Source organism: Nonomuraea sp. NPDC048881 (assembly GCF_040649795.1).
Taxonomy (GTDB): domain Bacteria; phylum Actinomycetota; class Actinomycetes; order Streptosporangiales; family Streptosporangiaceae; genus Nonomuraea.
Window position 1 is genome coordinate 61917 of sequence record NZ_JBEZGC010000026.1, and the last position, 12509, is coordinate 74425.

General features: G+C 69.5%; 12 protein-coding genes. 9 read left to right on the plus strand and 3 right to left on the minus strand.

Annotated elements, in window-relative coordinates:
- Nucleotides 1–52 precede the first annotated feature (52 nt).
- The 5 genes from AB0C33_RS46550 to AB0C33_RS46570 all read left to right on the plus strand — a co-directional run bounded on the left by AB0C33_RS46550 (nt 53) and on the right by AB0C33_RS46570 (nt 4783).
- Nucleotides 53–1081: an acyl-CoA desaturase gene (locus AB0C33_RS46550; RefSeq protein ID WP_358300722.1), complete on the plus strand. Its 1029-nt coding sequence runs from the start codon at nt 53–55 to the stop codon at nt 1079–1081.
- Nucleotides 1078–2598 carry an MFS transporter gene (locus AB0C33_RS46555; RefSeq protein ID WP_358300725.1) on the plus strand — a complete coding sequence of 507 codons (1521 nt, stop codon included), beginning with the start codon at nt 1078–1080 and terminating at the stop codon, nt 2596–2598. The genes AB0C33_RS46550 and AB0C33_RS46555 overlap by 4 nt, the downstream gene beginning before the upstream one ends.
- A 104-nt stretch (nt 2599–2702) precedes the next feature.
- Nucleotides 2703–3710 (plus strand): aldo/keto reductase, encoded by a 1008-nt coding sequence (locus AB0C33_RS46560; protein ID WP_358300728.1) that lies wholly within the window; start codon nt 2703–2705, stop codon nt 3708–3710.
- Nucleotides 3711–3944: 234 nt separating this feature from the next.
- Nucleotides 3945–4190: a hypothetical protein gene (locus tag AB0C33_RS46565; protein ID WP_358300731.1), complete on the plus strand. Its 246-nt coding sequence runs from the start codon at nt 3945–3947 to the stop codon at nt 4188–4190.
- Nucleotides 4191–4246: 56 nt separating this feature from the next.
- Entirely contained in the window at nt 4247–4783 is a 537-nt protein-coding gene (locus AB0C33_RS46570; RefSeq protein WP_358300733.1) for a helix-turn-helix domain-containing protein, read from the plus strand.
- Nucleotides 4784–5091: 308 nt separating this feature from the next.
- Here AB0C33_RS46570 and AB0C33_RS46575 read toward each other — a convergent pair whose 3' ends face one another.
- Entirely contained in the window at nt 5092–5982 is an 891-nt protein-coding gene (locus AB0C33_RS46575; RefSeq protein ID WP_358300736.1) for a LysR family transcriptional regulator, read from the minus strand.
- A 128-nt stretch (nt 5983–6110) separates the two neighbouring features.
- On the opposite strand from AB0C33_RS46575, the gene AB0C33_RS46580 reads away from it, so the two are divergent.
- The 3 genes from AB0C33_RS46580 to AB0C33_RS46590 all read left to right on the plus strand — a co-directional run bounded on the left by AB0C33_RS46580 (nt 6111) and on the right by AB0C33_RS46590 (nt 8991).
- Entirely contained in the window at nt 6111–6557 is a 447-nt protein-coding gene (locus AB0C33_RS46580) for a carboxymuconolactone decarboxylase family protein (RefSeq protein ID WP_358300738.1), read from the plus strand.
- Between the two features lie 69 nt (nt 6558–6626).
- On the plus strand, nt 6627–8075 hold the full coding sequence (locus AB0C33_RS46585) for an MFS transporter (protein WP_358300740.1): 1449 nt from the start codon (nt 6627–6629) through the stop codon (nt 8073–8075).
- Between the two features lie 31 nt (nt 8076–8106).
- Nucleotides 8107–8991 (plus strand): NAD(P)-binding domain-containing protein, encoded by an 885-nt coding sequence (locus AB0C33_RS46590; RefSeq protein WP_358300742.1) that lies wholly within the window; start codon nt 8107–8109, stop codon nt 8989–8991.
- A 95-nt stretch (nt 8992–9086) separates the two neighbouring features.
- Here the strand turns inward: AB0C33_RS46590 and AB0C33_RS46595 are convergent, their stop codons facing one another.
- Together AB0C33_RS46595 and AB0C33_RS46600 are read right to left on the minus strand one after the other, a co-directional pair.
- Nucleotides 9087–9389 carry a hypothetical protein gene (locus AB0C33_RS46595; protein ID WP_358300745.1) on the minus strand — a complete coding sequence of 101 codons (303 nt, stop codon included), beginning with the start codon at nt 9387–9389 and terminating at the stop codon, nt 9087–9089.
- A gap of 317 nt (nt 9390–9706) precedes the next feature.
- On the minus strand, nt 9707–10849 hold the full coding sequence (locus AB0C33_RS46600; protein WP_358300748.1) for a hypothetical protein: 1143 nt from the start codon (nt 10847–10849) through the stop codon (nt 9707–9709).
- A 431-nt stretch (nt 10850–11280) separates the two neighbouring features.
- Here AB0C33_RS46600 and AB0C33_RS46605 point away from each other — a divergent pair, with 431 nt between their 5' ends.
- Nucleotides 11281–12501 (plus strand): FxsB family cyclophane-forming radical SAM/SPASM peptide maturase, encoded by a 1221-nt coding sequence (locus tag AB0C33_RS46605; protein WP_358300751.1) that lies wholly within the window; start codon nt 11281–11283, stop codon nt 12499–12501.
- The last annotated feature ends 8 nt before the right edge of the window (nt 12502–12509 follow it).

Genomic DNA, 12509 nt, shown 5'->3' on the forward strand with positions numbered 1-12509 from the left:
TCACAAACAAGTGTTTTGCACGGTCGTCACAAACATGTGTATGGTCCCAGGCATGGCACAAGCAACCGCAACGGCCCAGGCCGTGAGCGACTTCAGCCGCCTGTCCAGACGTGTCAGACAGGCCGGGCTCCTCGACCGCCGCACCCGCCACTACCTCCGGCGGATCAGCGTGGTGGCAGCTCTCTACCTGTCCGGTCTGGCTGCCTTCTTCCTGCTCGGCGACTCCTGGCTCCAGGTGCCGCTGGCGGTCGGCTTCGCGATCGTCTTCGCCCAGGTCGCCCTCGTCATGCACGACCTGGCGCACCGGCAGATCTTCCTCAGCAGGAGGCCGAGCGAGATCCTCGGCCGGCTCGGCGGCAACCTTGGGATCGGCCTCGGATACGGCTGGTGGATGAACAAGCACACCCGTCACCACGCCAACCCCAACCACGAGGACCTCGATCCCGACGTCGTTCCCGACGTCCTGGTGTGGTCGCAGGAGCAGGCGCGCGACAGCCGCGGGCTGGCCCGGCTCATCGGCGGCAGGCAGGCGCTGCTGTTCTACCCTCTGCTCCTGCTGGAGGGGCTCAACCTGCACCTGGGCGGTGTCCGCGCCCTACGCCGGCCCTGGATGAGACACCGCGTCCTGGAGGGCGCGCTGCTGTTCGCCCACTTCGTCCTCTATCTGGGCGCGCTGGTCTGGGTCCTGTCGCCCGGCAAGGCCCTGATCTTCTTCGCCGTCCACCAAGGTCTGTTCGGCCTCTACATGGGCTGCGTCTTCGCCCCCGGCCACAAGGGCATGCCCACCCTGACTGGTACGGCGGAGCTGGACTTCCTGCGCAAGCAGGTGCTCACCACCCGCAACGTGCGCGGCGGCCGCCTCATCGACCTGGCCATGGGTGGGCTCAACCACCAGATCGAGCACCATCTGTTCCCCAGCATGCCCGCCCCCAACCTGCGCCTGGCCCAGCCCATCGTGCGGGCCTACTGCCGGCAGCTCGGCCTGCCGTACCACGAGGTCGGCTTCGCGGCCTCGCACGCCGAGGCCCTGCGTCACCTGCACCACGCCGGTGCACCCCTCCGCGAGAAAGGCCGTTCATGAAAGCCGGACGCAAGCAGTGGGTCGGGCTGGCCGTCCTGGTCCTGCCCGTGCTCCTGATCTCCGTCGACCTGCACGTCTTGTCCTACGCGCTGCCGTTCATCAGCGCCTCCCTGGCGCCGAGCGGCTCCCAGCTGCTGTGGATCATCGACATCTACCCGTTCATGCTGGCCGGGCTGCTGCTGCCGATGGGCACGCTCGGTGACCGGGTCGGGCGGCGTCGCCTGCTGATGGCGGGGGCCGCCGCGTTCGGCGCCGCCTCCGCGGTGGCCGCGTTCTCTCCCAGCGCCGACATGCTGATCGTCACCAGGGCCCTGCTCGGGGTGGGCGGCGCCACCTTGATGCCCTCGACGCTGTCGCTGATCCGCAACATGTTCCACGACGACGGCCGGCGCCGGGTCGCGATCGCCATCTGGACCGGCGCCTTCGCCGGCGGCGCGATGCTGGGCCCGCTGATGGGCGGTGCGTTGCTGGAGCACTTCTGGTGGGGCTCGGTCTTCCTGGTCAACCTGCCGGTCATGGCGCTGCTGCTGATCCTGGCGCCGCTGCTGCTGCCCGAGTCGCGTGACCCGCGTCCGGGCAGGTTCGACCTGCTCGGCGTGGCGTTGTCGCTGGGCGCCATCCTGCCCACGATCTACGGGATCCAGCACATCGCGCAGGACGGCCTCGGCTGGACGCCGGTTGTGGCCATCGTCGCCGGGCTGGCGATGGGCGCCGCCTTCGTGGGGCGGCAGCGCTCGATGGCCGATCCGATGCTGGACGTGCGCCTGTTCGGCAGCCGCGCCTTCACCGCCGCGATCGGCGCCAACACCCTCGGCGTCTTCGCCATGGTCGGCTCCAGCCTCTTCACCACGCAGTACCTGCAGATGGTCATGGACGCCAGGCCGCTCGTCGCCGGTCTGTACGCGCTGCCCTCGGCGGGCATGGCGATGCTCGCCGCCGGGCTCGCGCCGGTGCTGGTCCGCAAGGTCAGGCCGGGGCTGGTGGTCTGCGCCGGGCTGCTCGTCGGCGCGAGCGGGTTCGCGCTGCTGTCCAGGCTGGACGTGACCGGGCAGAGCGGTCTGCTGATCGCCGGGATCATGCTGATGGCCGGGGGCGTCACCCTCGTCCTGACGGTCTCCTCCGACCTGATCATCGCCACCGCTCCGCCGGAGCGGGCAGGCTCGGTCGCCGGGTTGTCGCAGGTGGCCACGGAGTTCGGCGGCGCGCTCGGCATCTCGCTGCTGGGCAGCATCGGCACCGCCGTCTACCGGGCGCACCTCACCGGCGCTCCGGCCCCGGCCCTGGACACCCTCGGCGGCGCTCTGGAGTCGGCGCGCCACCTGCCGGAGCCGGCGGGGACCGCTCTGGCGGCCGCCGCGCGTGAGGCGTTCACCCAGGGCCAGCACTACGCCATGATCGCCGCGGCGGTGGCACTGGTCCTGATGGCGCTCGTCGCACCGGTCATGCTGCGTGCCGTACGGCAGGCGGACCGGCCACATCCTCGCCTGAACCACTCCGCGAGGCACGAGATGCACTAGGCTCGCGCCCGAGGACGTCGCCGACGCGGTCGCCTACATCACTTCCCGCCCGGCTCGCGTCAACCTCTGCCAGGTCGTCGTCTACCCGACGCGGCAGGCCTGACATGATCGAGCTGGGCGGCAGCGGGCTGCGCGTCAGCCGTACCGGGTTCGGCTCCTGGGGCATCGCCGGCGCCGGCTGGCGCTGGAGCTGGGGCGCCCAGGACGACGCCGAATCGATCGAGGCGGTACGGCATGCGATCAGACGCGGCGTCAACTGGATCGACACCGCCGCCGTCTACGGCTACGGCCACGCCGAAGAGGTGGTCGGCAAGGCGATCGCGGACCTGCCTCAGGACGAACGGCCCCTGATCTTCACCAAGGGCGGCCTGGTCCGGGATCCCGCCGAGCCCGACGCGACGCCCCGCCGTACCATGAAACACGTCCGCCGCGAGGTCGAGGAGTCGCTGCGCCGGCTCGGCGTCGAGAGCATCGACCTGTACCAGGTGCACTGGCCCGACACCGGCGAACCTCTCGACTGGAACGGCGGCGGCCGCTCGCCGAACGCCACGCCGGTGCAGGAGTACTGGCAGGTCATGGCGGAGCTGAAGGCCGAGGGCAAGGTCCGGGCGATCGGCCTGTCCAACCACGGCGTCGCCGACCTGGAGATCGCCGAGCAGATCGCGCACGTCGACGCGATCCAGCCGCAGTTCTCCGCGCTGAACCGGAACGCGGCACCCGAGATCGCCTGGGCCGCCGCCCACGACACCGGGGTCATCGTCTACTCGCCCATGGAGTCGGGCCTGCTCACCGGCGCCTTCTCCGCCGAGCGAGTGGCCGCGCTGCCCGAGGACGACTGGCGCAAGCACCACCCCAGCTTCACCACCGGGCTGGACGAGCGGCTCGCCGTCGTGGAGGCCTTCCGTCCGATCGCCGATCGCGCCGGCGTGTCCGTCGCCGCCGTGGCGGTCGCCTGGACGCTGGCCTGGCCCGGCGTCACCGGCGCCATCGTGGGCGCTCGGAACGCCGCGCAGGTGGACGGGTGGCTTCCCGCGGGCACGCTGCGGCTGACCGCAGACGACCTGGAGGAGATCGCCCGAGTCCTGCCCGGGGAGGGCTCCACCCAGACCTGACCGGCCGCCCCACCTGCGGCTGCCTGAGCCAGATGGTCGCAGACGGCCGGCGCTGGACCCGGTGGTCGGCGCGGGCGACCTCGAAGGCGTCGCTCCCCAGGGGCATCGCGCCGGGGGGCAGCCTGGCCGGCAGCGGTGCGGTGGCCACTTCGGTGTCCGAAACCTCGACGCACTGCTGCAAGGCCGAGTCAAGGAGACCACAGGGGGAACACCAGGACGGCGCCGGCGGCGTGGATGGAACTGGACGACGCCACGGCCGAGGCCGACGCCGCCCGACGGCACTCGGAGATCAAGCGGGTCATCCCACGGGCTGTTCGCCGCCGGAGCCGCCCGAGCGACGCGACGCGGTCACTGCACAGCACCTTCCACGGCTACGTCGGCCCGGAGACGGCGGGCGGGTTCAGCCGGACCGAGCGTGAGGTCGATGCGCCCTGGTCCCGCGGCCGCGACGCGCTGCTCCGCCACTGGTCCGCACCCTGACCGAGTGTAGAGCGGTTGTTTGAAACAGTTGTTCGTGGTGCTGGTAAGATCACCAGATGGGAGTCCCCGAGGATTTGCTGGCAGCGGCCAAACAGTGCCTGTCCGAGCGCGGCTACGCCCGCACCACGGTCCGGGACATCGTGGCCGTCTCCGGCAGCAACCTGGCCGCGATCAACTACCACTACCGCTCGAAGGACGCCCTGCTCGCCCAGGCGATGATCGAAGTCACCGGTCAGGCGGTCGCCGAAGTGCTCAAGGCCTTTCCTGACGAGTCGGCCCGGTGGTTCGAGGAGTTCTGGGCCCGGCTGATCGAGTCGTTCCAGGCCAACCCGATGGTCTGGCGGGCCAACGTCGAAACACTGGCCCAGGCGCCGCATCTGCCCGACGTGCGCACCCGGCTGGCCGAGGGGCAGGCACTCGCCCAGCGCGAGCTGAGCCATCGCCTGCCCGGCCAGGACGAGGCGGGCGGGCAGGTGCTGCTGACCTTGTTCATCGGCCTGCTGGTCCGCTGGCAGATCGACCCGGACAACGCCCCGACGGCGCAGGAACTGGCCGCCGGACTCCGGTCTGTCGCCCAGGCGGCCGCCGGCTAGCTGCTGGATCGCTGATGTGAATCCGGGGCAGTGGTCGTAGGCGGCCAGAGACCGTTTGACGGGTGCGCCGGTGTTCCAGTTGCCAGATGGCGGCGTTGAGGGCGAGGACGCGTTGGCTGAGGCGTGCCCAGAGGCCGTCTGGGCGGCGGGCGTCGTGGCGTTCGAGCCACGGAGGAAGTTGGGCTGCTTGAACCTGTCCAGATCATAAGGACATCAAACTGCGTGACGCCCTCTCGGGACGCTGACCGCCGACGTCGGCGCCCGGGTTCGGCGCGCCTGGCGAGATGTACGCTTGTCGATCAAGTGACTCAGGCCTTGGAGGCGTGCTTCTCCACTGCCATCCTGGCGAAGGCCAGGGCCTTGGCGGAGACGCTCGCCGTACGCCATATCAGTGCGTACTCGAACGGCCCGACGTCGTGGAACGGGACGTAGACCAGGTTGGGCCTTGGATAGTAACGGGTGCCCTGGGCGGCGGCGATCGTGACGCCCTCGCCCGCCGCGACGAGGGCCAGCAGTTCCTGCCAGTACTTCGTCGTTGTCGAGTGATGGATGGGCCGCCCGGCCGGGGTGCGATCAGGCATGTGACGCGCCTGGAAATAGCCCGGCAGGCCGTCGATGAGCCGCAGGTTCTCCCCTCCGAGATCCTCGATGGAGATCGACGTACGGCCGGCCAGGCGGTGCGAGGCGGAGACGGCGAGCATGGTCCGGTCGCGCACGAGCACGGGGCCCACGGTCAGGTCGGGCTCGTCCACGGGCAGTTCGATCACCTGCAGGTCCAGCTCGCCCCGTCGCAGCGCGCTGTACCTGTCTGACAGGTGGACTTCGCGGATCTGCACCTCACACCGCGGATGCGAGGCTCGGAACGCCTCGACCACGGTCATGACCCGCTCGCTGGCCAGCGGGCTGGAGAAGCCCACGCGCAGCACCTCGCCGGTGCCGCGCGCGGTGTTCGACGCTTTGGCCATGGCTTCGAGAATCCCGTGGCAGTGGGGACCGAGGTCTTCGCGCAGTTGCCTGCCCAAGGGGGTCAGGGCCACCCGGCGGCTGGTGCGCTCGAACAGCGGGCCGCCGACCCGGCGTTCCAGCGCCTGGGTCATCTGGCTGACCCGGGCGCGTGACACGTGCAGGCGGTCGGCCGTGCGGCCGAAATGCAGCTCTTCGGCCAGTACCAGGAACGTCTCCAGCTCCTGCCAGTTCACCGGCACCCCCCTTCGGTAAGGGCACCTTACCGAGCGGTGAGAACTTTGCCGTTGTTCGTGACCGTCTGCCGGATTCACACTGCTTCAGGCAGACGACCACCGACCGCGACGAAGGGCTGAACCACACGATGACCAGGCAGCGCATCGAACTGGCGGCAGCGTCGCCACGAGCCGTCAGCCTGATCACCGATCTGGAGGACGTGCTGCGGCGCGAGGGGTTGTGCGACGACCGGTTGCGCGAACTGGCGCGCATCCGGGTCGCCCAGCTCAACGGCTGCGCGTACTTCCTGGCCCTGCGTTCCGCGGAGGCGATCCGCCTGGGCGAGCGGCAGGAGCGGCTCAACGAGCTGGCGGGCTGGCGCGACTCGCGCCGGTTCACCGACTCGGAGCGTGCCGCCCTGGCTCTCGCCGAAACGATGACCAAGCTTCCGGCCGACGGCGTGCCCGACGACGTGTACGGCGCGGCGGAGAACCTGCTCGGTCCCCACAACCTCGCGAATCTGATCATGGCCGTGTCCGTCGCGAACGCGCTCGATCGCATGTGCCTGACCGCGAGGATCTCCCCTCCCCACTAGGTCTCACCAGGCCCGATATCCCTACGGGGCGGCTTCGCGCTGCCCTGATGCATCCCAGAAGAGGAAAAGATGACACCTCGCGAACCCCTGGAAGCCCCCGACCCTCGGAGATGGCTGGCGCTGACCCTCTTGGTGGCGTCCTTCTTCATGGTCATCGTCGACTCCCAGATCGTCATGCTGGCCCTGCCCTCCATCGAGAGCGAACTCGGCTTCTCCCCGGGCGGCGTCCAGTGGGTGATGAGCGCGTACCTGCTGAGCTTCGGCGGCCTGCTGATGTTCGGCGGGCGCACCGCCGACCTGCTCGGCGGCCGCCGGATGTTCCTGTTCGGCACCGCCCTGTTCGGCCTCGCCTCAGTGCTGTGCGGCCTGGCCTGGAACGACTCGGTGCTGATCACTGCCAGGGTCGTCCAGGGCGTCGCCGCCGCGATCATGACACCGACCGCGATGGCGGTGCTCATGCACACCTTCGCCGAGGGGCCCGAGCGCAACAAGGCGCTGGGCATCTGGACCGGCGTCGGCGCCTTCGGCGCGACCGCGGCACTGCTCATCGGCGGCCCGATCACCGACGGGCTCGGCTGGGAGTGGATCTTCTACATCAACGTCCCGGTCGTCGTGGCGGTCCTGGTCTTCGGGCCCCGTCTGCTCAAGACGACGCCGGTCCAGGACGGCCGCCGCCGCTTCGACCCGGCGGGCGCGGTGACCATCACCGCCGCCATCGCCCTGCTGGTCTACGCCGTCTCCGAGGCGCCGCTGGTCGGCTGGGGCGGCGGCCGGACCATCGGCATGCTCATCGGCGCCGCCGTACTGTTCGTGATCTTCACCGTGATCGAGAACCGGTCGCAGGCCCCGCTGGTGCCGCTGCGGATCTTCCGCTCACCGACCGTGGTCGGCGGCAACATCCTGATGCTCATCGTCGCCATGACGGTGTACGGCGGGGCGCTCATCACGTCGCTCTACGCCCAGCAGGTCCTCGGCTACAGCGCGGTGAAGTTCGGACTCAGCACCGCGATCTACGCGGTCATGTCGATCATCGGCGCGAACGTCAGCGCCCGACTGGTCGCCAAGGTCGGCTACAAGCCCATCGCGATCGCAGGCATGACGCTGCTGGCCGGCGGCCTGCTGCTGCTGACCCGGATCGACGCCGACGGCGGCTACTGGAGCGACCTGTTCTTCGGCCTGGTCGTCTTCGGCTCCGGAATCGGCAGCACCAACGTCGCAGCCTCCATCGCCTCGCTCACCGGCGCCAAGCCCGAGGAGTCCGGCCTGGTCTCCGGCATCAACAACGCCGTCTTCCAGATCGGAGCCGCGCTCGGCATCGCGATCGCCTCGTCGGTCGCCTTCGCCTCCACGACGGGCGCCGACGCCGAGGGCCTGAACGACGGGTTCCAGGCGGGCTTCCTGGCCACCGCCGTCTTCGCGCTGGCCGGGCTCGCGACGGCGCTGCTCCTGCTGCTGCACCGGGACAAGAAGACGTCCTCACAGAGCACCGGCAAGCACTCGGTGCCCGTTCACCACTGACCGACCACCGCACATCACCAAGGAGCACGCAATGACAGACGACAACGTGACCGTCATCGGGCTGGGCTCGATGGGTACGGCCCTCGCCGAGACGTTCATCAGGGCAGGACACCCCACGACGGTGTGGAACCGCACGTCGCACAAGGCCGCACTCCTCGCCGCCAGGGGCGCGATCCACGCGGAGGCGATCGAGGACGCCGTGGCCGCGAGCCCGTTGATCATCACCTGCCTGACCACGTACGAAGACACCCGCCAGATCCTGCAGCCGGTCGCCGCCGCCCTGTCGGGGCGCACCCTGGTCACCCTGAACAGCGGGTCACCGGCCGGCGCCAGGGAGACGGCCGCCTGGGCCGGCTCCCTCGGGGCCCGCTACCTCGACGGCGCCGTCAAGAACGTGCCCGCAGCCGTGGGGGCGCCGGACACCCTGATCTACTACAGCGGGGACAAGGCCGTCTTCGACGCCTGCGAGCCGACGCTGACGACACTGGGCGGCGACACCGTCCACCTGGGCGACGAGGTCGACCTGGCCGCCCTGTACGAGATGGCGGTGGGCGCCCTCCTGCTGCCCACGCTCGTCGGCTTCTTCCAGGGCGCCGCCGCCCTCCGGGCGCGCGGGCTGGACGCGGGCAGCATGGTGCGCTTCACCGGCAAGTGGCTGGACATGATCAAGTCCCTGCTTCCGGTGTACGCCAGGGAGATCGACAGCGGTGACTACAGCGACGCCGCCTCCTCCGTGAACCTGTTCCTGGCCGGAGCGGCCCACGACGAAGACCTCGCGCGGGAGACGAACGTCGACGTGGCATGGCTCGGCCCGCTGAACGACCTGCTGAGGCGAGCCGCCGAGGCCGGCCACGGCGACCACAGCATCTCAGCTCTCACCGAGGTGCTCGGCAGGCCGGCCTCACTCGCCGGCTGAGGAGGGGAGGGGCGCCGCATCCCCTCCCTCGTGCAGTCGTGGCCGCCCACGGGAGCTTTTCGTCCGAACGAGTGCCATCGCGAGGGCTTCCGGTGTCAGGCCGGCGGGACGTGGGCGCACTGCGACGCGACCACGGTGCCGTTGACATACGCGGCCGTCGGGCACAGGAACGTCTTGGGAGGCGAGGGCACCCCGGACCGGAGCGTGACGTAGGCCGGTTCCGTGCCCGACGCCGGTCCCGTGCAGCCGCCGGCGAGGATGTCGATCCCTCCGCGGTAGGGATTGGGCGACCAGAAGCCCTGGGCGCAGTCATACACACGCTCCTGGGCCGCGGCGGCCGTCGCGGGCAGGAGCGCTGCCGCGACGAGGGCGAGGACGAGTGTCCGGATGGGGCGCATGATGCTTCCCTTCGGGGTCTTGAGGGTCAGCGGACGAAGCTGCCCGGGCCCACGCCCGGGGAGCCGTTGGCGTGCGGCGGGGGTCGCCAGGAAGGGCGCCGCGAGCACGGCGGCGGCGATGACCGAACGTTCAGGCGGACGCACGGTGCTCCCTTCACGGAGGCGGTTCCGTTCAAGAAACTAGGCAGCCGGCCAGGGGTTGCCCAGAGGCATCTGTCACCGGTTCGTGTGCGCTTCTCCCAGATCCGCGCACGTAGTTCAGCGACGCGGTCACGGACGTGCCGCCGTCAGGCGTGCTGTCGGGGAGAACGGTCGGCTCAGCGGTCCCCGGCGGCCAGCAGCAGGTTGGCGTCGACCCGGGCGAGGCCGGAGACGTTCGAGCCGCCTTCGGTGTACCCGGCCCTCCGCTTCCACCGCCGCCCGTCGTAGTGCAGCAACGTGACTTCGGTCGTCACGTCCTCTTCGTAACCCACCACCCACACGTCGTCCTCGCCGACGGCGGCGACACCGTACAGCGAGCCCCTCCACCTGGGGGGTTCGACCTGCGTCCAGGAGCTTCCGTTCCAGTGCAGGATCAGCGGTTCGCCTGCACCGTACTCGTCACAGTCTCCCGAGGTGCCGCGCTCACCCACGGCCCACACGTCGGACGGCCGGTTCTGCGAGATGTGCCGGAGCGTGCCCTGGCCCAGCGCGGGCAGCCGCATCTCCACCGGCGCGCCGCCGGGAGTCGCGCTGTGCCAGATCGCCGGGCGCGAATCAGCGCATCGCCCGCTGGAGGAGCTGCCCGCGATCCACACCTGCCCGGCTCCGGCGTCCACGGCGCGGAATCTACCTCCGTGCGGGACTTCCTGCTTGCCGAAACGCCTGCCGTTCCAGGTCGCGAGGACGGGGATGGACGTCTTGCCCTCCCCGCGCCTGCCGATCAGGAACGCCCGCGAACCGTCCACGGCGACGTCGGTCAGCGTGCCGACCTTCGGGAGCTGGGCAGGTCCGAACGTCTTCCAACGCCGGCCGTCCCAGCGCAGGGCGAAGGGGAGCCGCACCTCCTCGGAGTTTTCATCGAGGTCGCCGAGGTCGCCGACTGCCCAGACCTGGTTCGGTCCGTCGGCGTCCACGCCCGACACGATGGAGTCGATCGCGTCGGGGAACCGCTTGTACGGACGCTGGTCGACACGCCATCCGTCGCGGTCCATCCGCAGGAGCACGCCGTTGGACGGCTCGTCCTCCGCTGTCACGGCAAAGCCGGCCGCCCAGGCCGCGTCCGGGGCCGCCACCGCCACGTCGAGCACCGTGGTGGCCCTGTCGTCAGAGGCACCCTCGTCCTCCTCGTCGTCGAGGTCGCTCTCTTTGGGCGACGCGACGGGGGTCGTGCTCGCCGCCGGAGTCCTCGGCACGGTGCGCGCTGGGGCTGCCGTGCAGCCCGCCAGCACCAGGACGCAGACGATCCACAAGATCTTCATGGCTTCCGGAGTCTCGCAGACACTCGGGCGTGATGTGCCATTTCTGGCACCTCCACAGCGCGCACGTGACGGTGACGCCGTCGTTGATCACGTCTGGCGTGGGACCCACGATGTGAAGGTGCAAAGTGCGCGAATCCTGCAGGGCGTAGCCCGCGCAGGCGAACAGCCGGCGCTCCGGGTACGGGTTGAGGGCTCACGCGGATGGCCGGCGCCGGCGGCTCGCGTACGCCACGCGAAGCCTTCGCAGAGTCATGACCTGGATGGATGTGATTATCGGCAGGCGCAATGACACCAGGACCTCGCATTTCATTGATTGGCGTGGCCGGTGTGCGATTCGAGCAGTAAAGCGATCACGGCCCAGCGCTGCCGGGCCGCGACGGAGCCTCCCCCATTTGCCCTGGGTCGTCTAGAATTGGCAGCGTTGAAGCGGGGTGGTCTCTAGGTTGACATCTAACGCAGAGAATCAATCATGGGAGTGGCCTTCAGCGCTCGATGTCGACGAACTGCTTCGTGGCGGGTGGCGGGCGCGACCTTTCCGGCAATTCCTGCTTAAAGTCCATAGCCGCTGCAATTTGGCGTGCGACTACTGCTATGTCTACACCCTGGCTGATCAGAGCTGGCGGGGGCGGCCGATGGTGATGGACCCTCAACTGGTCTCCATCGCCGCCCAGCGTATCGCCGAGCACGCGGCTGATCATGATTTGCCGTCGGTGCGAGTGGTTCTGCACGGAGGGGAGCCGTTGCTGGCGGGTCACGAGTACCTCGCGAAGATCGTGGAGTTGGTGCGGTCCGAGGTGGGGCCGGGGCTGCGGGTCGAGGCGGTGCTGCAGACGAACGCGGTGTTGCTGGACGAAGCGGCGCTGTCGTCGTTCGACGCGATGGACGTCCGGGTGGGAGTGAGTCTCGACGGCGGTCCCAGGGAGAACGACCGCAATCGGCGGTTCGCCGACGGGCGGGGGAGCTACCCGGCAGTGATGCAGGGGCTGACACGGCTCACCAGCGAGAGGTTCCGTCACCTGTTCAGCGGGCTGTTGTGCACGGTCGATCTGCTCAATGATCCCGTCGAGACCTATGAGGCGCTGAGCGCTTTCGATCCGCCGACCATGGACTTCCTGCTGCCGCACGCGACCTGGGACACGCCACCGCCGGGATGGAGGAAGCCGGCTACGCCGTACGCCGACTGGCTCATTCCGATCTTCGACCATTGGTACGAAAGCGGCAGCGACAGCGTGATACGGACATTTCAGGAAATCGTGAGTCTGTTGCTCGGCGGCGGCTCGGCCAGCGAATCCGTGGGCCTGACGCCGTCCACGGTCGTCGTGATCGAGACGGACGGCACCATCGAGCAGACGGACTCCCTCAAGGCGGTACGGCAGGGCGCCCCCATGACCGGCTTGAACATCGTGGACCATTCCTTCGACGAGGCGCTCCGACATCCCGGCATGGTGGCGCGCCAGCTCGGTTGGGAAGCGTTGAGCGACACGTGCAAGGCATGCAAATTCGGGCGAGTGTGCGGCGGCGGGCTCTACACGCATCGTTACCGCTCGGACGACGGCTTCAAGAACCCGTCAGTCTATTGCGATGACCTGTATCGACTGATCGATCACATTCGTGAACGCCTCGTCGCCGACCTGCGCGGGTCGGTTCACTGAGGGGAGCG

Bases quoted from the DNA above. Each gene is read 5' to 3' on its own strand.
- AB0C33_RS46595 (WP_358300745.1), bottom strand. From the start codon at position 9,389: ATGCGCCCCATCCGGACACTCGTCCTCGCCCTCGTCGCGGCAGCGCTC.
- AB0C33_RS46600 (WP_358300748.1), bottom strand. From the start codon at position 10,849: ATGAAGATCTTGTGGATCGTCTGCGTCCTGGTGCTGGCGGGCTGCACG.
- AB0C33_RS46560 (WP_358300728.1), top strand. From the start codon at position 2,703: ATGATCGAGCTGGGCGGCAGCGGGCTGCGCGTCAGCCGTACCGGGTTC.
- AB0C33_RS46550 (WP_358300722.1), top strand. From the start codon at position 53: ATGGCACAAGCAACCGCAACGGCCCAGGCCGTGAGCGACTTCAGCCGC.
- AB0C33_RS46565 (WP_358300731.1), top strand. From the start codon at position 3,945: ATGGAACTGGACGACGCCACGGCCGAGGCCGACGCCGCCCGACGGCAC.
- AB0C33_RS46580 (WP_358300738.1), top strand. From the start codon at position 6,111: ATGACCAGGCAGCGCATCGAACTGGCGGCAGCGTCGCCACGAGCCGTC.
- AB0C33_RS46555 (WP_358300725.1), top strand. From the start codon at position 1,078: ATGAAAGCCGGACGCAAGCAGTGGGTCGGGCTGGCCGTCCTGGTCCTG.
- AB0C33_RS46590 (WP_358300742.1), top strand. From the start codon at position 8,107: ATGACAGACGACAACGTGACCGTCATCGGGCTGGGCTCGATGGGTACG.
- AB0C33_RS46570 (WP_358300733.1), top strand. From the start codon at position 4,247: ATGGGAGTCCCCGAGGATTTGCTGGCAGCGGCCAAACAGTGCCTGTCC.
- AB0C33_RS46585 (WP_358300740.1), top strand. From the start codon at position 6,627: ATGACACCTCGCGAACCCCTGGAAGCCCCCGACCCTCGGAGATGGCTG.